This window comes from Mycobacterium sp. (genome assembly GCF_035697385.1).
Classification (GTDB): Bacteria; Actinomycetota; Actinomycetes; order Mycobacteriales; family Mycobacteriaceae; genus Mycobacterium.
Genome location: NZ_DASSCY010000055.1, coordinates 1 through 20794, shown reverse-complemented (window position 1 = coordinate 20794; position 20794 = coordinate 1). Strand labels below are relative to the sequence as shown.

At 64.0% G+C, this 20794-nt stretch carries 18 protein-coding genes and 1 pseudogene; 12 read left to right on the top strand and 7 right to left on the bottom strand.

All coding sequences use genetic code 11. From position 1 onward, the window contains the following. Positions 1-53: 53 nt before the first annotated feature. The 8 genes from VFH65_RS04970 (at position 54) to VFH65_RS04935 (ending at position 8558) form a co-directional block, all read left to right on the top strand. Positions 54-914, top strand: a complete 861-nt coding sequence (locus tag VFH65_RS04970) for an enoyl-CoA hydratase (protein WP_353320035.1) — start codon at positions 54-56, stop codon at positions 912-914. Continuing rightward, on the top strand, positions 911-2146 hold the full coding sequence (locus tag VFH65_RS04965; protein WP_353320034.1) for an amidohydrolase family protein: 1236 nt from the start codon (positions 911-913) through the stop codon (positions 2144-2146). The genes VFH65_RS04970 and VFH65_RS04965 overlap by 4 nt, the downstream gene beginning before the upstream one ends. 90 nt (positions 2147-2236) lie before the next feature. Further along, positions 2237-3853, top strand: coding sequence for an acyl-CoA synthetase (locus VFH65_RS04960; RefSeq protein WP_353320033.1), 1617 nt, complete (start codon positions 2237-2239; stop codon positions 3851-3853). Next, positions 3850-4689, top strand: coding sequence for an amidohydrolase family protein (locus VFH65_RS04955; protein WP_353320032.1), 840 nt, complete (start codon positions 3850-3852; stop codon positions 4687-4689). The genes VFH65_RS04960 and VFH65_RS04955 overlap by 4 nt, the downstream gene beginning before the upstream one ends. A gap of 2 nt (positions 4690-4691) precedes the next feature. Beyond that, positions 4692-5735 (top strand): acyl-CoA dehydrogenase family protein, encoded by a 1044-nt coding sequence (locus VFH65_RS04950; protein ID WP_353320031.1) that lies wholly within the window; start codon positions 4692-4694, stop codon positions 5733-5735. Positions 5736-5746: 11 nt separating this feature from the next. Then, positions 5747-6943, top strand: a complete 1197-nt coding sequence (locus tag VFH65_RS04945) for an acyl-CoA dehydrogenase family protein (RefSeq protein ID WP_353320030.1) — start codon at positions 5747-5749, stop codon at positions 6941-6943. A 118-nt stretch (positions 6944-7061) separates the two neighbouring features. Next, positions 7062-8075, top strand: a complete 1014-nt coding sequence (locus tag VFH65_RS04940; RefSeq protein ID WP_414688360.1) for an NAD-dependent epimerase/dehydratase family protein — start codon at positions 7062-7064, stop codon at positions 8073-8075. Positions 8076-8078: 3 nt separating this feature from the next. Continuing rightward, positions 8079-8558 (top strand): nuclear transport factor 2 family protein, encoded by a 480-nt coding sequence (locus VFH65_RS04935; RefSeq protein WP_353320028.1) that lies wholly within the window; start codon positions 8079-8081, stop codon positions 8556-8558. Between the two features lies 1 nt (position 8559). On the opposite strand, the gene VFH65_RS04930 is transcribed toward VFH65_RS04935, so the two are convergent. From VFH65_RS04930 to VFH65_RS04920, 3 genes are read right to left on the bottom strand one after another with little or no spacing between them, the layout of a single operon-like run. After that, positions 8560-9789 carry an amidohydrolase family protein gene (locus tag VFH65_RS04930; protein WP_353320027.1) on the bottom strand — a complete coding sequence of 410 codons (1230 nt, stop codon included), beginning with the start codon at positions 9787-9789 and terminating at the stop codon, positions 8560-8562. Between the two features lie 10 nt (positions 9790-9799). After that, positions 9800-10948 carry a thiolase family protein gene (locus tag VFH65_RS04925; RefSeq protein ID WP_353320026.1) on the bottom strand — a complete coding sequence of 383 codons (1149 nt, stop codon included), beginning with the start codon at positions 10946-10948 and terminating at the stop codon, positions 9800-9802. A 14-nt stretch (positions 10949-10962) separates the two neighbouring features. Further along, on the bottom strand, positions 10963-11376 hold the full coding sequence (locus VFH65_RS04920; protein WP_353320051.1) for a Zn-ribbon domain-containing OB-fold protein: 414 nt from the start codon (positions 11374-11376) through the stop codon (positions 10963-10965). Positions 11377-11442: 66 nt separating this feature from the next. Here VFH65_RS04920 and VFH65_RS04915 point away from each other — a divergent pair, with 66 nt between their 5' ends. Beyond that, positions 11443-13686, top strand: coding sequence for a molybdopterin-containing oxidoreductase family protein (locus VFH65_RS04915; protein WP_353320025.1), 2244 nt, complete (start codon positions 11443-11445; stop codon positions 13684-13686). 30 nt (positions 13687-13716) lie between these two features. On the opposite strand, the gene VFH65_RS04910 is transcribed toward VFH65_RS04915, so the two are convergent. Further along, the gene (locus VFH65_RS04910) at positions 13717-14931 is read right to left on the bottom strand and encodes a CaiB/BaiF CoA transferase family protein (protein ID WP_353320050.1); all 1215 of its coding nucleotides are present in this window, start codon (positions 14929-14931) and stop codon (positions 13717-13719) included. A gap of 180 nt (positions 14932-15111) precedes the next feature. Here VFH65_RS04910 and VFH65_RS04905 point away from each other — a divergent pair, with 180 nt between their 5' ends. Both VFH65_RS04905 and VFH65_RS04900 read left to right on the top strand, forming a co-directional pair. Next, complete coding sequence (locus tag VFH65_RS04905; RefSeq protein ID WP_353320049.1) at positions 15112-16575, top strand: aldehyde dehydrogenase family protein; 1464 nt, start codon at positions 15112-15114, stop codon at positions 16573-16575. Between the two features lie 14 nt (positions 16576-16589). Next, positions 16590-17438 carry a mycofactocin-coupled SDR family oxidoreductase gene (locus VFH65_RS04900; protein ID WP_353320024.1) on the top strand — a complete coding sequence of 283 codons (849 nt, stop codon included), beginning with the start codon at positions 16590-16592 and terminating at the stop codon, positions 17436-17438. A gap of 11 nt (positions 17439-17449) precedes the next feature. Here the strand turns inward: VFH65_RS04900 and VFH65_RS04895 are convergent, their stop codons facing one another. The 3 genes from VFH65_RS04895 to VFH65_RS04885 all read right to left on the bottom strand — a co-directional run bounded on the left by VFH65_RS04895 (position 17450) and on the right by VFH65_RS04885 (position 20184). Further along, positions 17450-18091: a TetR/AcrR family transcriptional regulator gene (locus VFH65_RS04895; RefSeq protein WP_353320023.1), complete on the bottom strand. Its 642-nt coding sequence runs from the start codon at positions 18089-18091 to the stop codon at positions 17450-17452. 5 nt (positions 18092-18096) lie between these two features. Beyond that, complete coding sequence (locus tag VFH65_RS04890) at positions 18097-19305, bottom strand: cytochrome P450 (RefSeq protein WP_353320022.1); 1209 nt, start codon at positions 19303-19305, stop codon at positions 18097-18099. A 93-nt stretch (positions 19306-19398) separates the two neighbouring features. After that, on the bottom strand, positions 19399-20184 hold the full coding sequence (locus VFH65_RS04885; protein WP_353320021.1) for a coniferyl-alcohol dehydrogenase: 786 nt from the start codon (positions 20182-20184) through the stop codon (positions 19399-19401). A 173-nt stretch (positions 20185-20357) separates the two neighbouring features. On the opposite strand from VFH65_RS04885, the pseudogene VFH65_RS04880 reads away from it, so the two are divergent. Beyond that, positions 20358-20794, top strand: a pseudogene (locus tag VFH65_RS04880) (aldehyde dehydrogenase family protein); the annotation flags it as partial.

Below are 20794 nucleotides of genomic sequence, written 5' to 3'. Positions count from 1 at the left end.
GTGTACAGTATGTGCATACATCCAGCTCGTAGCGCCAATGAGGAGGTCGCCGGGTGAGCGTTCCCGACCGCGTCGCGCAACCCGCAATCGACGCGTCATCCGGGCGCACCGATGTGGTGCTTTACGACGTGCGCGACAGTGGGGTCGCCGTTGTGACCCTCAACCGACCGGAGCGGATGAATGCGTGGGGAGGCGGTCTGGCCGCCGGGTTCTACGCGGCACTCGACGCTGCCGAAGCGGACCCCGCGGTCCGGGCGGTCGTGCTCACCGGTAGTGGCCGCGCGTTCTGCGCCGGCGCCGACATGGGCGATCTGTCGTCGATCGAGACCGCCAACACCGACGGTGGCGCCGATATCAGCACGATGGTCGGCGAACGCCATCCGCACTTTGTGACGACATTGCGCAAGCCCATCATCGCGGCCATCAACGGCGCGTGTGCCGGCATCGGCCTGACCCAGGCGCTGATGTGTGACGTCCGGTTCGCCGCGGCTGGAGCCAAATTCACGACGGCTTTCGCCCGGCGCGGTCTGATCGCCGAGTACGGGATCTCGTGGATTCTTCCCCGAGTCGTCGGCTGGGGCGCCGCCCTTGACCTCCTGCTGACCGGCCGGACGTTCTACGCCGACGAGGCGGCGTCGCTCGGCATGGTGAAGGAGGTCCTCTCACCCGAGGACTTGCTGCCGCGTGCGATCGCGTATGCCGAGGACATCGCCGCCAACTGTGCGCCCAGTTCCCTTGCGGTGATCAAGCAGCAGGTGTACGGAGACACGATGGCCGATGTTTTCGACGCGAGCACCCAGGCCGAGAAGCTGATGCACGAGTCGATGCTGCGTCCCGACTTCATCGAAGGAATCACCGCGTTCTTCGAGAAACGTCCGCCCACCTTTCCGCCCTTGAAAGGACAGGAACAATGACTGACACGCGAGAAGCGCAGCGGATCGCGCAGAGAATTGACTACAAGGCGATCGACGTCGACACCCACTACTACGAGACGACCGACTCGTGCACTCGCCATCTGCCCAAGGAATTCACACGTCGTGGCGTGCAGATGCTCAACGACGGCAAGCGCACGTTGGCTGTGATGGGGGAGCGGGTCAATCACTTCATCCCGAACCCGACGTTCGATCCGATCATCGAGCCGGGCTGCTTGGACCTGTTGTTCCGCGGCGAGATCCCGGAGGGCGTGGATCCTGCTTCGTTGATGAAGGTCGACCGGCTGAGCGACCATCCCGAATACCAGAACCGCGACGCGCGAGTGAAGATCTTGGACAAACAGAACCTCGAGACGGTGTTCATGCTGCCGACGTTCGCCTGCGGTGTGGAGGAGGCACTGAAACACGACATCGAGGCGACGATGGCGACGGTGCATGCCTTCAACCTGTGGCTCGACGAGGACTGGGGTTTCGACCGCCCCGACCATCGGTTCCTCTCGGCGCCGATCATCTCGCTGGCCGACCCCGACAAGGCGGTCGAGGAAGTCGAATTCGTGCTCGAGCGCGGCGCCAAGATCGTATGCGTGCGCCCGGCACCGGTACCCGGCGTGGTCAAGCCGCGCTCGCTGGGCGATCCGCTGCACGATCCGGTATGGGCGCGGTTGGCCGAAGCCGGTGTCCCGGTGGTCTTTCACCTGTCCGACAGCGGCTATCTGGCGATCGCGGCGCTGTGGGGCGGCAAGGCGACGTTCGAGGGCTTCGGAAAGAAGGATCCACTCGACCAGGTGCTGCTCGACGACCGCGCCATCCACGACTCGATGGCTTCGATGATCGTGCACCAAGTCTTCACCCGTCATCCGAAGCTGAAGGTCGCGAGCATCGAGAATGGTTCGTACTTCGTCTACCGGTTGATCAAACGGCTGAAGAAGGCCGCCAACACCGCCCCGTACCACTTCAAGGAAGATCCAGTAGAGCAGCTGCGCAACAACGTCTGGATCGCGCCGTATTACGAGGACGACGTGAAGCTGCTCGCCGAGACCATCGGCGTGGACAAGATCCTGTTCGGCTCGGACTGGCCACACGGTGAAGGGCTTGCCGACCCGATGGCGTTCACCGCGGATATCCCGCAGTTCCCTGAGTTCAGCGCCGAAGACACCCGCAAAGTGATGCGCGACAACGCGTTGGATCTCCTCGGTGTCAAGGTTTCGGCTTGATGCCGAGCAGCCGCAAAAGCCCCCTTGTGTCGGCGTGTCGGGGGACTTTTGCGTATGCTCGCGCGGGCATGACCGGGAGCCGCTGAACCGATGACCGAGTGGACCATAGGTGCGGTGTTCGACGCCATCGCCGACGTCATTCCGGACCGGCTGATGACGGTCTGCGGTGAACGCCGAAGCAGCTTTGGTGAGACGGCGGAGCGAACACGTCGGCTCGCCAACTTCCTGGCGGGCAACGGGTTCGGCGCTCACCGGGAGCGCGACAAGCTCGAGAACTGGGAGTGCGGTCAGGATCGCGTTGCGCTGATCATGCACAACGATCTGTATCCCGACATGGTGATCGGGTGTCTGAAGGCACGCACCGTGCCTGCCAACGTCAACTACAACTACATGCCGCGCGAAGTCACCGAACTGCTGGATTACCTGAAGCCGCGGGCAGTCATCTACCACCGGTCGTTTGGCGCGAGGTTCGCCGACGTGCTGCCGCCCGCGTCCGCCGATCTGTTGATATCGGTCGACGACGGCAGCGATGTGCCGGATCTACCCGGTGCGCTCAAGCTGGAAGATGTGCTGTCCCAAGGACATACGAATCAGGACATCGCACCGTCGCCTGACGATCTGCTGATGGTATGCACCGGCGGGACAACGGGTCGCCCCAAGGGCGTGATGTGGCGGCAGAGCGACACCTACGTCGTTTCGATGAACGGTGCCGACCACGAGTCCGTCGACGAGATTCACGACAAGGTGCGCCACGGTGGGCAGCCATGGTTCGCCGTGTCACCGCTGATGCATGCGGCAGGCATGTGGACCGCCTTTGCCGCGCTTCTGAACGGCCTGCCGGTAGTCCTTTACGACCGGACCAGATTCGACCCACCTGCGGTGCTTGCGACCGCAGCGCGCGAAAAGGTGGGAATGATGACGATGGTCGGCGACGCCTACGCCGGCCCCCTGGTTGAGGAATTGCGACAAGGTGCCTACGACCTGTCGTCGCTCTTCGCGATCGGCACCGGCGGCGCGGCGACGAATCCGAAATACCAACGCGCGCTGCTGGAATTGTTGCCACAAATCACGTTGATCAACGGCTACGGCTCGTCGGAGACCGGGAACGTGGGCTTCGGTCGAAGTCAGCGCGGATCGGAGAAGGACACCTTCGAACTGCGCGAGGGCGCATTGGTGGTGTCCGAGGACTACGCCCGGTTTCTGCAACCCGGCGAGCAGGAGATCGGCTATGTCGCGCGCGCCGGCCGCATCCCGCTTGGCTACTTCGATGATCAAGCCGCCACCCAAAAGACATTTCCCGTTGTCGAAGGACAGCGTGTCGTGATCTCAGGAGACCGTGGCTCGCTGGCGCCGGACGGCACGCTGCGCCTCTTCGGCCGCGACTCCCTGGTCATCAACACCGGTGGGGAGAAGGTGTTCGTCGAGGAAGTCGAAGAGGTACTGCGCGCGCACCCGGCCGTCGCCGACGCATTGGTGGTGGGCCGCGCGAGCGAGCGGTGGGGTCAGGAGGTCGTCGCGCTGGTCGCGGTGCGCGCCGGCGCCACAGACGTCGGCCACGAATCACTTCACACGCAGTGCACGTCGCACCTGGCCCGGTTCAAGGCGCCCAAGGAGTTCATTTTCGTCGACCAAGTCCGTCGCCTCGGCAACGGCAAGCCGGATTATCGCTGGGCGAAAAGCCAAGCAGCAGAACGGGCAATGACATGACTCACAAAGCGATTGACTGCCTGGTCAACGTGCACTTCGGCGAAGCCGAAAAGCAACCGACATGGATGCTGAAGGTGCGCGACGACTACTTCAAGGGGCCGCAGTCGATGTTCGCACCGGTCGACATGGCCGAGCTGCTGGATGAAATGGACGAGCAGGGCGTTCGCAAGGCGATCCTGATGGACAACCTCGCCAAGCCGTCGGTCACTGCGCGAAAGTTCGTCGAGGCCAAGCCGGACCGGTTCGCGCTGGCGATGGGCGGGATCAACCTCCTTCGGCCAATACCGGCGCTGCGGGAACTCAGCGCTTTGGTCAAGGACCTGCCGGTGGCATATACCGTTGTAGGGCCCAGCTTTTGGGGCGACGGCCAGTATCCACCGAGCGACGCGGTGTACTACCCGCTGTACACCAAGTGTGCCGAATTGGAACTGCCGCTGTGTATCAACACGGGCATTCCCGGTCCGCCAATTCCCGGTGAGGTGCAGAATCCCATCCACCTCGATCGGGTGTGCGTGCGCTTCCCTGAGCTCAAGCTGTGCATGATTCACGGTGCAGATCCATGGTGGGACATCGCGATCCGGCTGTTGATCAAGTACCAGAACCTGCGCCTGATGACGTCGGCGTGGTCACCCAAGCGGCTGCCCGACAGCTTGCTGCATTACATGCGCACACGCGGGCCCGACAAGGTCATCTACGCGTCGGATTGGCCGGTGCTGCGGATGCGCCGCGTGGTTCCCGAGGCGCTGTCACTCGATCTGCCGGCCGAGGTGCTGGACAACTACCTCTACAACAACGCGCACGAGTTCTTTTTCGGCGGCGGGAAACAGGAGAGCTGACGATGGACCGCTACGAGCTACGCAGATTGGACTACAGCCTCACCGAGGACCACGAGGCCGTCCAGGAGGCGTACAAGCAGTTCTTCAAGACCCACTGCTCGATCGAAACCGTGCGAGCGGCAGAGGCGTCGGGGTTCGACAAGAGCCTGTGGGAGCGGCTGTGCGCGATGGGCGCGACGACGATGGCATTGCCCGAGTCGGTCGGCGGGGACGGGGCGACGCTGGTCGACCTGACGCTGGTGGCCGAGGAGATCGGTCGATCGCTGGCACCTGTCCCGTGGATCGACCATGTCTGCGCGGCCCGGCTGCTCGCCCGGCTCGGCGGGTTGGATTCCGATGCCGTCAACGGCACACAGCTCGTCGCGCTGGACCCGCAGCACGACAGCGTGTCAGGGGTAAGGCTGATCCCGGTGGGCTCGATCGCCGACCACATCGTCGTGCGGGACGGTGACGATGTCGTGCGCCTGACGTTCGACACCCGCCCGACCACTGTGGACAACATCGGCCGGCTACCGATGGCGTGGGTAGACCCCCAGGCGGCCGACAGTCGCACCGTCGTGGCCAGTGGTCCGGATGCGCTTGCGGAATACCAACGTGCACTGGACGAATGGCGGCTGTTGACCGGCGCTGCGCTGGTGGGGCTGGTCGAGGAGACGATGAACATCGCTGCGGAGTTCGCCAAGTCGCGCTACACACTCGGCGTGCCCATCTCGACATTGCAGGCCATCTCGCACCCGTTGGCCAACATCGCCATCACCGTGCAGGGCGGGCGCAACCTCGCCCGCCGCGCCGCATGGTTCCTCGACAACGAGCCGGAGGAGCGGCGGGAACTGGCGCCGTCGGTGTTCGTGTTCATGGCCGAGGAAGCGGCGAAGGCGGCGACCATGGCGGTGCACATCCAAGGCGGGCTTGGCGTTTCGGCAGAGGCTGCAGCCACCGCTTACTTGGTGCGTGCACGGGGGTGGTCGGTGGCCGGCGGCGATCCGGGGGCGAGCGCCAAATACATCGCCGAAATCGTCGCAGCCCGCGAGAGTGCACAGGTCTAAGGAGCGCATTGATGGACTTCTCACGAGTCGAACTGTCCGATGACGACAAGGCTTTCCTCGACGACGCCCGTGCGTTCCTGAAAACGCTTGTGACCGAAGAGGTCAAGCGGCGGGATCGCGAAACCGGTGACAACTTCGACGAAGGTGTGCACCTGGCATTGGGAGCCGCTGGCTACCTCGAAAAGGAGTGGAAGCCTGAATCCGAAGGGGGATTCAGCCGGGTACGTCGCCGCATTTGGGAACTGGAGAAACGACGGGCCCATGTGCCCTGGGTGACCTGGGGCACGACGTCGATGGTCGCGCGGTCGGTGGCGTCGTTCGGATCACAGGAACTGAAAGACGAGGTGTTGCCGCGGGTCTTCAGCGGCCACGTCCGCCTTTGCCTTGGCTACACCGAACCAGAAGGCGGATCGGACATTGCGACTTGCAAGACACGCGCGGTACGTGACGGTGACGCGTGGGTCATCAACGGCTCGAAGATGTTCACCACCGGCGCACACAACTGCCAGTACGTCTTCCTGATCACCAACACCGATCCGGAAGCGCCAAAGCACAAGAGCCTCACCATGTTTCTCGTCCCGCTGGACACCCCGGGCATCGAGATCCAGGGCATCCGCACTGTCGACGGCGACCGCACCAACATCGTCTACTACAGCGACGTCCGAGTCGACGACAAGTACCGGCTTGGTGACGTGAATGGCGGCTGGTCGGTGCTGCGCGAGCCGCTCAACACCGAGCACGGCGCCGTGGCTGCCGCAGGCGACGGACTGCAGGACGTGTCGATCATGATGCACCAGGCAGGATTCATGGCACACGCCGCCGACAAAGCCGCCGAAGCGGTCGCACGCCGCGATCCGAGCGGGCGCCGCCCAGTGGACGACGGGGCAGTTGCGTACCGGTTGGGGCGCAGCGTGGCACGACTGGAAACGGCGCTGTCGGCGCCGAGCATTTTTGGGCGGGTAGCGCTCGCGCAGACGATGCGCGATATATCGCCGGATCTGATGGACATCCTGGGGACCGCGTCGTCGCTCCCGATCGGCACGGACGGTGCCGCCGATGACGGTGCCGCCGAATATGTCTACCGCTTCGCACCTCTGGTCGGCATCTACGGCGGAACGCTCGAGGTGTTCCGCAACATGATCGCGCAGTACGTCCTCGGGCTCGGCAAGCCCGCGTACGCGCCGCCGGTGGCCGCAAAGGCGTCGTGATCCTTCTCGGCCAGCCCGGTTGACGGCGTTACATTCGAGGCAGCTATTGTAAACGCATCAGTGTGTGCGTTCGAGGCTCGGTCTCAACGCCGCGTTCGATCTGCGGAATGGAATGACCATGAGCACGACGCCGCCGGCCGGTCGACGTCGGACCCTCGTGATGGGCGCAAGCGGCTTCGTAGGGTCCCACGTCACCCGCAAGCTCGTCGAGCGCGGCGACGACGTGCGGGTGTATCTCCGTAAGACCAGTTCAACGGTGGCGATCGACGACCTCGGCGTCGAATTGCACTACGGCGACCTCCGCGACGACGACGCACTGCGCGCGGCGATGTCCGACCGCGACGTCGTCTACTACTGCATAGTGGACACCCGGTTCTATCTGCGCGATCCGGCCCCGTTGTTCGAAACCAACGTCGAAAGTCTGCGGCGGGTACTCGACATCGCGGCAGCAGCGGATCTTCACCGATTCGTCTTCTGCAGCACCATCGGCACCATTGCGCTCGGCAATGGGCGGCCGGTGACGGAAGAGGATCCGTTCAACTGGCACGGCAAAGGTGGTCCGTACATCGAATCGCGCCGCAAGGCGGAGGGCATGGTGTTGCGATATGCGCGGGAGCGAGGGCTGCCCGCGGTCGCGATGTGTGTGTCCAACCCGTACGGACCGCGCGACTGGCAGCCACATCAGGGTTTGATGGTCAAGATGGCGGCGTTCGGCAAGATGCCGGTGTACATCCGAGGCGTTGCCACCGAGGTGGTCGGCATCGAGGATGTGGCGGAAGCGTTTCTGCTCGCCGGTGAGCGCGGCCGGATTGGCGAGCGTTACATCATCTCGGAAACCTACATGTCGATGCGGGAGATGTTGGAAACAGCGGCAACTGCGGTCGGTGCCAAACCGCCGCGTGTAGGTGTCCCTCTGGTGGCGGTGCGTGCGGCCGGTTATGCCGCCAGCCTTGCGGGCCGACTGCTGCGGCGCGATCTTCAAATCAACGCGACCGGGGTGCGGCTTCTGCACATGACGTCGCCGGCGGATCACAGCAAGGCGGTGCGGGAACTCGGCTGGAAACCCAGCCCTGCGGCTGAGTCGATTCGGCGCGCGGCGCAGTTCTACGTCAAACACCGGGATGGGACGTAACAAGTGACGACATCGGATATCGAGGCGATCAAGCAGCTGAAGGCCCGCTACTGCAGGTACCTCGACACCAAGGACTGGGTGGCGTGGCGCGGCCTCTTTACCGACGATTTCCTCAGCGACACAGCCGAGTCCGGCGGAAAGGTGATCGAAGACGCCGACGAGTTCGTCGCGTTCACTCGCAAGAGCCTGAGGAATCAAGCCACCGTGCATCAGGTGCACGCGCCGGAGATCGAGCTGACGTCAGCGACGACCGCGCGCGGTGTGTGGGCGCTGGAGGATGTGGTCCGGTTCGGGCCCGGCGTGAACCTGCGCGGATACGGGCATTATCACGAGACCTACGAGAAGATCGATGGGCAGTGGCGCATCAAGAGCTCCAAGCTGACGAGGCTCAGAATGGATATTTTCAACGGCCTTGTCGCCGTGTATATCTCCGGCCGGATCAACAATGTGCTGATGAAAGTGACGCGCTGGGCGGTGAAGTGATCTAGGCCCTGGCCAGCGCCGGGGGCTTGACCGCTTCCGGGTCGGGGTTGGCGATCGGCACGCCCATGAACCGTCGGGCGTTATCGCCCATGAAGTCATACGTGCGGCGGGTGTCCATTCCTTCTGCGTACTTCCAGAAGCCCTTGGGTTCCGCGAGACCTTCGGGGTGCGGATAGTCGGAGCCGAAAAGCACGCGGTCCCAGCCAACGGTGTCGACAACGTCGGCAACACAGCCTTCCCAGAACGGGCTGACCCAGATGTTGCGCCGAAACACGTCATGCGGGTGCTCGGGAAAGTTCTGCGGCATCTTCTTGTAGAGGTCTGCGAAGTCGTGAAAAAGCGGGTAGATCCACGAGCTGCCGTTCTCCACGCTGGCGATCCGCAGCTTCGGGAAGCGGGTCAGCGTGCCGTGGCAGATCAGGCTGGTGATCATGTCGGCGATCTCGCGGTGGCCCAGCGCCATCCACCGGAATGCGCTCTGGGCCATGAAGTTTTGGGTGTGCGGCGGTTCCCACTTGGAGATGTAGTCGTCGAGTGGGGGATAGCTGGCGTGCAGCACGATCGGTAGGCCGGCGGCCTCGACCTCACGCCAGAACGGGTCGAACTCGGGCAGTGCCGGTGACCGCCATCCGCGAATTCCGTTGACGGGTCCGGGTTTGATCAGCGCGACCTTGGCGCCGTTGTCCAGGAGGTATTCCAATTCGTGCAGCGCGCCGTCGACCTCGGAGAGGTTGATGATCGGTGCCGAGAACACACGATTCTCGTAGTTGTAGGTCCAATGTTCGAGCATCCACTGGTTCAGCGCGTGAATGATCGCAAGGGTGAGCTCGGGATCGTCGGCGGAGGAGTGTTCGACGAGGCTTGCCAGAGTCGGGTAATTCAGCGCCTCGACGACGCCCTGGCGGTCGAGCTCTTGCACGCGGTCCACGGGATTGCGAGTGGCAGCAGGCGCTTCGATCGCCGGTCCCTGCATCTCGCGCAGGGTCAGGCCCTCGGTGTTCTCGCCGGCGAAGAACTTCTCGTGCGCGCCAGGCGCGGCGACCCGTTCGAATGTGGGGTTCGGGATGAAATCGGTGACCTTGTTGTTGATGACGATCCGGGTTTGCCGTCCGATCTGAGCGAATTGCACTGCCCGGGAGTACTTCTCGGGAAGATGCTTCGTCAGCGACTCGGCTGTTTCGTACATGTGCTGATCGGCGTCGAAGATCGGCGCATCGGTGAACTGAGTCATGAACTGCCTCTCAGGTCGTCAGGATCGTCGCCGCGGCGGTGCCGGGTGCGCCGTACAGCTGCGTGAAGCCGACCTTGGGCGCGCCCGGCACCTGGCGGTCGCCCGCCTCGCCGCGCAGCTGCCGGACGATCTCGTGGATCTGCCGCAGCCCGGACGCACCGATCGGCTCGCCGTTGGCGATCAGGCCGCCATCGGTGTTGATGGGCAGAGGGCCGTTGATCTCGGTGGCACCGTCGGCCAGAAGCTTCTCCTGCTCGCCGTCGGCGCAGAAGCCGCACTCGGCCATGTGGATGACCTCGGCCCCGGCGTCGGTGTCCTGCAGCTGGATGACATCGACGTCCTCCGGTGCGACACCGGCCTTTTCGAAGGCAGCCCGTGCCGCGTAGACCGTGGGAGCGACGTCCTCCTCGACGGGCGCGAACGTGGTGTTCACCTCGTAGGCGCCGTAGCGGCGGGTTCGGACTTCAACCGCGCGCAGATACACCGGCTTCGACGTGTAGCGGTGCGCGATGTCGGCCCGGCACATGACGACCGCCGCGGCGCCTTCGTCGGGCGCGCAGAACATGTACTGGGTCAGCGGATAGTTCAGCATGGCCGAGTTGAGGATCTGGTCCTCGGGGATCGGCTTGCGCCGGAACGCGTTCGGGTTCAGCGCGCCGTTACGGAAGTTCTTGGCCGCCACCTTGGCGAGCGTTTCCTGCGAGATGCCGTGGTCGTGGAGGTAGCGGTTGGCCTTCATTCCGAAGAACTGCGTAGTCAGGTATTGCCCGTTCTCGGCGTACCAGCTCGGCATCCCCACCAATGCGGGGTCTTCGGTGAAGGCTCCGCGCGGATGTTTGTCCAGGCCAATGGCGATACCGATATCGTAGTCGCCCAACCGGATTCCATCGGCGCACGCCTTGGCGGCGCTGGCCGCGGTGGCGCACGCGTTGAACACGTTGGTGAACGGGATGCCGGACAGTCCGACCATGCCGACGATCGCGTCCGGATTGGCCACGGTCCAGCTGCCGCCGGTGGCGAATTGGACGTCTTTCCACTCGACACCGGCGTCGTCGACCGCGGCGAAGATGGCGTCGACGGCCATCTCCATGGCGGACTTGCCCTCGAAGCGACCGAAGGGATGCAGGCCGACGCCGATGATGGCCACGTCGTTGGTCATGTGCGAGATCCTCTCTAGACCGGCTTGAAGGCGAACGTCACGATCTCGTTGCCGTCGTCATCGGTGGCGAACGGCACCATCGTCAGCTCGACCTGCATGCCGAACTCGAGCTTGGCCGGATCGTTCTCGGTCAGGCGGCCCTCAACGCGGACCACGTCATCGAGTTGAACGAGCCCGACACCGAACGGCACGAAGTCCTTGCCCACAGGACCCTTGTACGGCGGCCCTGGCGGGAAACCCTGTGTCGTCCACGCCACCAACGTGCCCCTTCGTGGCAGCACCTGCTCGGTCATCTCACCCTTGCTGCACTTCGGGCAGCGCTGCTGGGCGGGGAAGGTGGTGGCGCCGCAATTGCCACACCGGCTGCCGATCAGCTGCGAAACGTCGTCAGGCCACGTCGAGATGTCGGGTGCGAGGGCCTTCTGCATGTAGCGAACCTCCGTCATCGGGCAAAACCCTACAGCAACTGTAACTCTTACAGTATCTTAGTCAGCGTGGCACCCGTGATCGAGCACAAGCCCACGTTCTGCCGCATTTGCGAGCCGCTTTGCGGCATGGTGGCCACCGTCGAGGACGGCCACCTCGTGGCGCTTCGGCCGGACAAGGAGCATCCGCTATCGTCGGGCTTCGCCTGCCAGAAGGGCATCGCGTTCACCGAGGTGGTCAACGACCCCGACCGCGTCACGACTCCGCTGCGGCGGCGCCGGCGGGCAGGAGCGAAGCGACCCGGGGAGCAACACGGACCGAACGGCTTCGAGCCGGTCACCTGGGATGAGGCGCTGGCAGACATCTCAGCCCGGCTCACCGAGATCCACCGCAGGCACGGGTCGGGTGCGATCGGCTGGTACATGGGCAACCCCGCCGCGTTCAGCTACTCGCACCTGTTCGGTGTGATGGCGTTCATCAAAGGAATCGGACGGCATTCGCACTACTTCACCGCATCGTCCCAGGACACCAGCAACAGGCTGGCGGCGAGTCAGTTCCTCTACGGCACACCGACATCGGTGCCGATACCCGACATGATGCGCACCGATCTGCTCGTCATGATGGGCGCCAATCCCGTTGTCTCTCACGGCAGCTTCTTGACCGTCCCGCGGATCAAAGACCGCATGCATGACATCGTCAAGCGTGGGGGAAGGGTCGTGGTCGTCGACCCGCGCAAGACCGAGACCGCCGAGCAGTTCGAGTGGTTGGGCATCGTTCCGGACAGCGACGCGTATTTCCTCCTGTCGCTGCTGCAGGTGATGTTCGCCGACGATTTGGTCGACCGCGGCCTCGTCGAGTCCCAGGCCGACGGTCTGGACTGGCTCGCGCATCAATGCGCGCCGTTCACACCCGAAGACACCGCCGCACTCACGGGCATCGAGCCCGCGACCGTGCGCGCGTTGGCCCATGACCTTGCGGCGACGCAGTGCGCCGCCGTCTACGGCCGCTTCGGCACCTGCGTGGGACAGAACGGCACACTGACCGCGTACCTGATCGACGCTGTCAACATCGTCGCCGGAAAGCTCGATGCGCCCGGCGGCAGTGTTTTCAGCACGCTGGGCATGCCGGGCAACAGATGGGGAATGAAAGCGATAGGTGCTGGTTCCCGGCGCGCCTACCGCCGAAAGCGGTCGCGCATCGGCGGTTTCCGGCCGGTGGCTGCCGCCGAGCCGGCCGCGTTGATGGCGAAAGAGATCTCGACTCCGGGTAAGCGGCAGATCAAGGCGCTGTTCACCAGCGCGGGCAACCCGGTGCTCTCGGTACCCAACGGCGACGAGTTGGAGGCCGCGGTCGCCGGCCTGGACCTGATAGTCGGGCTGGACTTGTACGTCAACGAGACGACGGCATTGTGCGACTACGTGCTGCCCGTCACCACGATGTACGAGCGCGACGACTTCGCCGTGACGTTCCAGACATTCCAGGCGACGCCGTTTCGACAAGCCACCGAAGCGGTCGTCACGCCGCGGGGCCAGGTTCGCACCGAGTGGGAGATCATCGACGAGCTGGCAGCGCGGATGGCCGGCCGCACGCCGATGTTCGCCGTCATGGGCCTTGCCCGCAAGCTCGCCAACGCGTTCGGCAAGCCGCTCACCCCGCGTCCCGTCATCGACATGATGATCCGGATGTCGGACGGAGGGAACCGATTCGGTTTGCGCCGTGGGGGTTTGACGTTCCGCCGGCTGACCGAGCAGCATCCCCACGGGGTGGTCGTCGCACCGCACATCCGCACCGGCGTGCTGCGCGATGTGGTGGTCTACGGCCGGGGCCGGGTCCGACTGGCACACGAGGACATCGCCACCGAGATCGCCAACCTGTCGCGGCGTAGCAATCCTGCGGCGTTTCCGATGAGACTGATCGGCATGCGGGAGCCGCGCTCGGAGAACTCGTGGATGCACAACGCGCCGCTACTGATGCGCGGCGAGCGAATTCACCGTGCACTCATGCACTTCGACGACGCTGCGCAACGCCACATTGCCGACGGCGATACTGTTGCGGTCCGGTCGCCGTACGGCGAGATCGCGCTGCCCGTCTCGTTGACCGCCGACATCGTCCCCGGCACCATCGCCGTTCCGCACGGGTGGGGGCACAAGGGCACCGGCGGCTGGCAGCTCGCCAACCGCGCGGGCGGCGTCAACGTGAACCAGCTGATGTCCAGCGATCCGAAGGACGTCGAGGCGCTCGCCGGGATGTCGTGGCTGACGGGCGTTCCCGTCGAAGTGTCTCAGCGATTTGTGAGCGTTCAGGAGCGGTGACGAGCGCAACAAACTGCACACAAATCGCTACTAGGCGATGGCGCCGGCGTCCTTGAGCGCCTCGATGCGGTCCCAATCCAAGCCGAGTTCCATCAGCACGATCTCGGTGTGCTCCGACGCTTGCGGCGCCCGAGTGGTTTCGAGCGCCTCGTGGTTGAACTGCACAGGACCCCGCACGACCTTGAACGGCTCTCCGCCGTCGGTGGCTTCCACCTCGACGATCATGTCGTTGGCGATCGCCTGCTCGTCGGCGCCAAGGTCGATAAGACTCTGGAACGGCGCCCACTGCCCCTTCATCGTCTTCAGATGCTGGCGCCAGTATTCGAACGGCTTGCTGCGGATCGCCTCCGTGATGAGTTCGACTGCGGCCGCGGCATTTTCAATCAGAGGCATCACGTCGCTGAAGCGGGGGTCGTCGGCGAGCTCCGGCAGACCCAGATGTTCGAACGCATCGCGGATGTAGCCGGTCGGGCTGACGATGCACAAGTTGATGGTGCCGCCGTCGGACGTCAGGTAGTTCGCCATGAAAGGGTTCACGCTCGGGCCGGTTGAATTCGGCATAAGCGAGCGCATCGTCTCGCCTGTCTCCATGCCCTGGGTGACGCTCGCGCCCGCCGCCCACCACGCCGTGCTCAACAGCGATACGTCCAGCTCTACAGCCTCGCCGGTGCGCTCTCGATGAAAGAGCGCTGCAGAGATCCCGCCCGCGATGTTCATGCCGCCGATCGAGTCTCCGAACGCCGGAATGCCTTGTGACAGCGCACCACCGATCTCCTCCGGCGTCAGCGCGTGCCCCACGCCGCTGCGCGTCCAGAACGCGGTCCCGTCGAATCCTCCGACGTCGCGCTCGGGACCCTTGTCGCCGTACGCACTGCCGCGCGCGTAGATGATGTTGGGGTTGACCGCGCGGATGTGTTCGATGTCGAACTTGTTCTTCTGGCGCTGGGCAGGCATGTAATTGGTCAGGAAGACATCGGCGGTCTTCGCGATCTCATACAGCACCTCCTGGCCATTCGGCTTCGAGACGTCGATGCCGACACTTCGCTTACCGCGATTGGGGTGCTCGATCAGCGGATGCCGGTCTGGGTTCAGCTGGAAGCCGCCCATATTGATGAAGCCGCGCTGCGTGTCACCGCGAACTGGATGCTCTACCTTGATCACGTCTGCACCCCAGTCGGCGAGGATGGCGCCTGCCGCTGGGACGAACGTGAACTGTGCAACTTCGAGGACTCGTACGCCCTCCATCACCTTGATCAAGTTGCCCTCTCCTGACGGTTGGCCGGCTATTGTAATAACCTACTGTAATGTTTACAGTTGATCGTCCCGCATAATCCGATTGTAGAGGTGCAGGTGAGCGACGTCGAAGAGCGGACCGAGACCAGCGTCGAGGTGGGCCGGCGAGCGGCGCAGCGGGCCGAATCCCGAATGCTTATCGACGGTGAACTCGTGGCGGCCGTCTCCGGCGAAGAGTTCGACAACCTCAGCCCCGCCACCGGCCTGGTGCTCGGCAGCACTGCCGCCGCCCAGGCGCAGGACATGGAGCGGGCCGTCGCGGCCGCGCGCCGTGCTTTCGACGAAACCGATTGGTCGACCAACCGTCCACTGCGCAGACGATGCCTGGAGCAACTGCAGTCGGCGATCGAGGCCGAGAAGGAAGACCTGCGCGACGAACTCATCGCCGAGGTCGGTTGTCCGGCGATGACGACCCAATCGGCACAGCTCGACTGGCCGCTGGCAGACGCTTTGCGCTATCCCGCGCGGTTGATCGACGACTTCGATTGGGAGCGAACGCTTGACGGCGGCGGGTTGTTCGGCGAGCGCAACGTGCGCACGGTCGTCAAGGAGCCGGTCGGTGTGGTCGCCGCGATCACGCCGTCCAACTTTCCCATCGAGGTCATCCTCAACAAGCTCGGTCCAGCACTGGCCACCGGCAACACCCTCGTGCTCAAGCCCGACCCGAATACCCCATGGAATGCAACGCGGCTCGGCCGTTTGATCGCTGAGCACACCGACATCCCTGCCGGGGTGGTCAACGTCGTGCCGACCCCGTCCAACGAGGTGGCCGGAATTCTGGGCACCGATCCGCGGGTCGACATGATCTCGTTCACCGGCTCAACGGCCGTCGGCAAGATGCTGATGCGCCAAGGTGCCGACACCATGAAGCGGATGTTCCTCGAACTGGGCGGCAAGTCAGTGTCGATCGTGCTTGATGACGCCAACCCGGCCCGGATCGTCATGACGGCGGTCGGCGTCTGTGTGCACGCCGGGCAGGCATGCGCGGCAACCACGCGGCTTCTGGTCCACCGCTCGCTGTTCGACGAGGCCGTCGCCAACGTCACCGCCGCCTATCAAGCCGTGCCTGTCGGCGACCCAGTGCACGCGGAAACCCTTGTCGGACCGGTGATCAGCGCGGCGCAGAAGGAGCGGGTGCTCAACGCGATCGAGCAAGCACGCCGCGACGGTGCCGAGATCACCGTCGGCGGGGGCCCTGTCGAGAACCTGCCCGACCACCTCGCCGGCGGCCACTATGTGGCGCCCACCGTGATCGTCGGCGTCGACAACAGCGCCGCGATCGCGCAGCAGGAGGTGTTCGGGCCGGTGCTGATCATGATTCCGTTCGACGACGACGACGAAGCAGTCCGCATCGCCAATGACAGCGCCTACGGGCTGTCGGGAGCGGTGATGTCGGCGTCGACCGAACGCGGGATGAACATCGCCCGCCGCATCCGCACGGGCTCGTTCGGGGTCAACGGCGGAATGTTCTACGGCGCCGACGCGCCGTTCGGCGGCTACAAGAACAGCGGTGTCGGCAGACAATGCGGCATCGAGGGTTTCCAGCAATACCTCGAGACAAAGACAATCGGATTCCGGGTTCCCCGGCAGAGCTGACGCAGGAGACACGAGTGGGAAAGCTGGACAACAAGGTCGCGGTGGTATCAGGCGCGGCGCGGGGCCAAGGTCGTTCCCACGCAATCAATCTCGCTGCCGAGGGCGCAAGCATCATCGCGCTGGACATCTGTGCCGATCTGGAGGGCAACACGTACCCGCTGGCGCGGCCAGAGGATCTGGAGGAAACGGCACTACTCGTCGAGAAGGAAGGCGTGCGGTGCCACACCGCGATCGTCGACGTACGTGAGCGCAGCGCCGTGTGGAAAGCGATCGCGGACGGCGTCGACGAGTTGGGCCGGCTCGACGTGGTCGTCGCCAACGCGGGCATCTGCGCGATGGGGAAGGGCCAGACCATCCAGTCGTGGTCGGACACCATCGACACCGATCTGGTGGGCGTTTTCAACGTGATTCAGGCCAGCCTGCCGCACGTGAACGACGGCGCCTCGATCATCGCGACGGGCTCGTTGGCTGCTCAGCTCGGAAGCGCCACCAACCAGGGCCCCGGCGGTTCGGCCTACAGCCTTGCCAAGCAGATGGTGGCGCGCTACGTCAACGACCTGTCGGTCCAGCTGGCCAAGCGGATGATTCGGGTCAACGCGGTGCATCCGACCAACGTCAACACCGACATGTTGCATAACGAGGGCATGTACAAGGTGTTCCGGCCGGACATGGAGTCGCCGACGCGAGAGGATGCCGAAGCGTCATTCCCTTTGATGCAGGCGATGCCGGTTCCCTACATCGAGCCCCAGGACGTGTCCAACACCGTGGTCTTTCTCGCCAGCGACGATTCGCGCTACATCACCGGCACGCAGCTGCGCGTGGACGCCGGAGGGTTCGTCAAGGCGAAACCATGGAAAGGCTGAGCCGCAGCCGACTAGGCCGCGAGAATCAGCGCCTCGGCGTGGTCGAGAATGCTGTCGAGGATGTAGTCGAAGTCGATCTCATCGGCGAAACCGATGTAGCGATTCGCGCTATCCCGCTGCGCCGGAAAACCTTCGGTCTTGTCCTGTATCCGCTGTAGTATCATCGATGCCCGGGTGTGTACGGAGATCGCCCCGTAGGTTTCGACGGCCTGTTCGGGTGTGAGTCCTGCCTCGACGAGCGCTGCGACCGGCTGTTCAATCTCTTTGAGCGCGCCTTGCAACGCCTGCCCGCCGTACTGTCCGCGGATGAGGACGAGGTCACACAGGATCGGATTGCTGCGAAACTCCTCGCGCATCGTGTGGGCGTGATTGCGCAGTGACTCACGCCAATTCGATGCATCAATCGAGGCCGCGGTGAACGCGTATTGCTCCAGTGCACGGTCGGTCATCGCGTCGAGCAGGTCGTGCTTGCGCCGGAAGTACCAGTAGATGCTCGTGACACCGACATCGAGATGCTTCGCCAGCAGCGGCATGCTCAAGTTGTCGATGGACACCTGCGCGGCGACTTCGAAGGCGCCGTTGAGGATTTCGTCCACATTGATCGACCCACGGCTGCGCCGGCGGCGAGTCCGAGCGATCGCGGTCTTGGCCATCTGCGTCAGTCGGCGGCGTCGAACGTCACCGGAATCGCGGTCGGCGAACGGAACGGTTGGCCGTAGATGTGTGGGTCGTCGTCGGTGACGAGTTGGATGTTGGTCAGCCGGTCGAGCAGGCATTCGACGGCGACGCGCGTCTCCATTCGCGCGAGATGCAGTCCCATGCAGGTGTGTTCGCCCGCGGCGAAGGAGATGTGCGGCACGCGCTTACGGAAAATGTCGAACTCCTCGGACCGCTCCCAGCGCCGTTCGTCTCGGTTGGCTGAGCCGATGCACACGTCGATCACCGCGCCCTTGGGAAGGCTGACGCCCTCCAACTCGGTTTCCTCGGTGGCGTATCGCTGAACAGTCGTCAGGGGGGTCTCGAACCGCAACCCCTCTTCGATGGCCGCGGATATCAGCTCGTGATCTGCTTGTACCGCAGCGAACTGCTCGGGATGCGTCAGCAACAGATAGAGCAAATTCCCTGATGAGCGGTACGTCGTCTCCAAACCAGCGGGCAGCAGCAGGCGAAGGAACGAATAGATGGCCTCGTCGCTGAGCTTTTCGCCGTCGATGTCCGCGGTGACCAGATCGCCGATGATGTCCTCGGTTGGGTCGGACCTGCGCAGCTCGATCTGTTGCAGGAAATAGTCTTTCAGCGCTGCAGAAGCCTCGAATGCTTTCTTGTACTTGACGGTGTAGCTGATCAGCTCGACGGCACGCTTACGGAACCACGCCAGGTCTTCCTCGGGCAGGCCAAGCAGCTTCGAGATGACGCGGGTCGGGAACTCGAAGGTGAAGTCGCGGACCAGGTCGGCCTGACCGGTCTCGATGAACTCGTCGATCAGCCCGTTGACGACGGGACGCACGATCTCCGGTTCCCACCGCAGCAATGACTTCGACTTGAATGCCGCAGACACGAGATTGCGGTGTTCCCAATGCTTCTTGCCCTCCATCGCCAGGATGGACGGACCGATGAACAGACCGATGGTGCTGTCGTAGATGTGCGAATTGAACACCTTGCCGTCACGAAATACCCGGTTGACGGCGTCGAAGGACACCGCGGCGTACAGGTGTTCGGGCATCATCGATTCGGGCGTCTTGGACCAGTCCATGACGCTGCCCTTGAAGACACCGGATTCCCGCCGCTTCTTCGCGAAGTACGGATAGGGGTCATGAAGAAGGTCGACGGGCTGGTCGACCGTGACGTCCTGCACGGGGCTTTCCACAGCTGATCTCCAGCATCGTCGTTCGGACAGGCATCCTGCGATAGGTACTGTAAATATTACAGTATATGCCTACGCTGGCGACATGCTGGGCTTTCACAACTGGATGGGCGGCCCTGAGGTCATCGAGCTGATGAAGCCGGCATCGACGTGTATGTCCTGGCCGTTGATCCATTGGGCGGCGCTGGAGCCAAGGAATGCGATCACCGGCACGATGTCGGCGACGGTGCCGTGTCTTCCGACGGTCGAGCGGACCATGTCGAGCACGTCCTTGCCCATCGTCTGCTCGAAATCGGACAGGATCGGTGTCTCGACCGGCCCCGGGCTGACCGTGTTGATTCGCACGCCGTACTTGGCCATTGCCGGACCCGCGAGTCGCTTGGCGTAGAGGATCACGGCCTGCTTGGACGAGCTGTACACCGGGTAGTCCGGATCCTGGCCGGCCTGCCACTCTTCGACGGATTCGGCATCGGTCGCTTCGAGCAGGCCCGCCAACACGTCGAGCCGTTGGTCCCAGCCAAGCGCTGCCGTCGACGCGACAGCGACGACGGATCCGCCTTGACGCAGCAGCGGCAGCATGCCTTCCGTCATCAAACGCATGCCGAGGTAGTTCACCTTCAGGACGTCGGTGGCTGGTGCTGTGCCGGGGATCCCCGCGACATGGGCCAGCATGTCCCAGCCGGCGCCGACACCGTCCAGCAGCTCACGGATGCTGTCCGCGTCGCGGAGGTCGCACTGCGCGTGCTGCGATGCCGGTGTCTGCTGGTTTCGCACGTCGACGGCCAGCACGTGATCACCGCGCTCGTGGAAGTGCGTCGCGACCGCTGCCCCGATGCCTGAGCCCGCACCCACCACCATGATCTTGCGTCGCTCGCCGTCCATGTCCACCGATCCTTCCCGCCGCAGCGCACCGCCGTCGTATCATCGAACGATCGACAGTAAGGTCGACAGTAAACAATTCTGGGCCGCCAGACAATCACCTAGGGATGGTCGTGAGCACAATCCAGGAGCAGGTCGACGACACCACCGACGGTCGTCACGACGAGCTACGCGCGATCGTTGACCGTCAACGGCGGGCCTTCGTGGCGCAGGGGCACCCCAGTGTCGCCGTGCGACGCAACCGCATCGACCGGCTGCTCGCACTCGTGCTCGACAACGCCGACGCGTTCGTCGACGCGATGGACGCAGACTATGGCACGCGGCCAAAAGCCGCGTCGTTGTTCACCGAGATCCTCGGCATGATCTCGGTGATCGAACACACTAGATCCCATGTGCCGCAATGGATGCGGGCCACCAAACTCATGCGCGCCGCGCGGCTGTTCGGGCTGAGGCAGAGGTCCAGCCGTCGCCGTTGGGTGTCATCGGGATCATCGGCCCGTGGAACTTCCCGCTCAATCTGGTCGTGCTGCCCGCCACGGCGGCATTCGCGGCCGGCAGCAGGGTGATGATCAAGATGTCGGAGATCACGCCGCAGACCGGTGAGCTGATGAAG

What these genes read in the sequence shown, in the direction of transcription:
- VFH65_RS04965 (WP_353320034.1), top strand. Translation starts at nt 911, where the DNA reads ATGACTGACACGCGAGAAGCGCAGCGGATCGCGCAGAGAATTGACTAC.
- VFH65_RS04960 (WP_353320033.1), top strand. Translation starts at nt 2,237, where the DNA reads ATGACCGAGTGGACCATAGGTGCGGTGTTCGACGCCATCGCCGACGTC.
- VFH65_RS04955 (WP_353320032.1), top strand. Translation starts at nt 3,850, where the DNA reads ATGACTCACAAAGCGATTGACTGCCTGGTCAACGTGCACTTCGGCGAA.
- VFH65_RS04950 (WP_353320031.1), top strand. Translation starts at nt 4,692, where the DNA reads ATGGACCGCTACGAGCTACGCAGATTGGACTACAGCCTCACCGAGGAC.
- VFH65_RS04945 (WP_353320030.1), top strand. Translation starts at nt 5,747, where the DNA reads ATGGACTTCTCACGAGTCGAACTGTCCGATGACGACAAGGCTTTCCTC.
- VFH65_RS04940 (WP_414688360.1), top strand. Translation starts at nt 7,062, where the DNA reads ATGAGCACGACGCCGCCGGCCGGTCGACGTCGGACCCTCGTGATGGGC.
- VFH65_RS04930 (WP_353320027.1), bottom strand. Translation starts at nt 9,789, where the DNA reads ATGACTCAGTTCACCGATGCGCCGATCTTCGACGCCGATCAGCACATG.
- VFH65_RS04925 (WP_353320026.1), bottom strand. Translation starts at nt 10,948, where the DNA reads ATGACCAACGACGTGGCCATCATCGGCGTCGGCCTGCATCCCTTCGGT.
- VFH65_RS04920 (WP_353320051.1), bottom strand. Translation starts at nt 11,376, where the DNA reads ATGCAGAAGGCCCTCGCACCCGACATCTCGACGTGGCCTGACGACGTT.
- VFH65_RS04910 (WP_353320050.1), bottom strand. Translation starts at nt 14,931, where the DNA reads ATGGAGGGCGTACGAGTCCTCGAAGTTGCACAGTTCACGTTCGTCCCA.
- VFH65_RS04905 (WP_353320049.1), top strand. Translation starts at nt 15,112, where the DNA reads ATGCTTATCGACGGTGAACTCGTGGCGGCCGTCTCCGGCGAAGAGTTC.
- VFH65_RS04895 (WP_353320023.1), bottom strand. Translation starts at nt 18,091, where the DNA reads ATGGCCAAGACCGCGATCGCTCGGACTCGCCGCCGGCGCAGCCGTGGG.
- VFH65_RS04885 (WP_353320021.1), bottom strand. Translation starts at nt 20,184, where the DNA reads ATGGACGGCGAGCGACGCAAGATCATGGTGGTGGGTGCGGGCTCAGGC.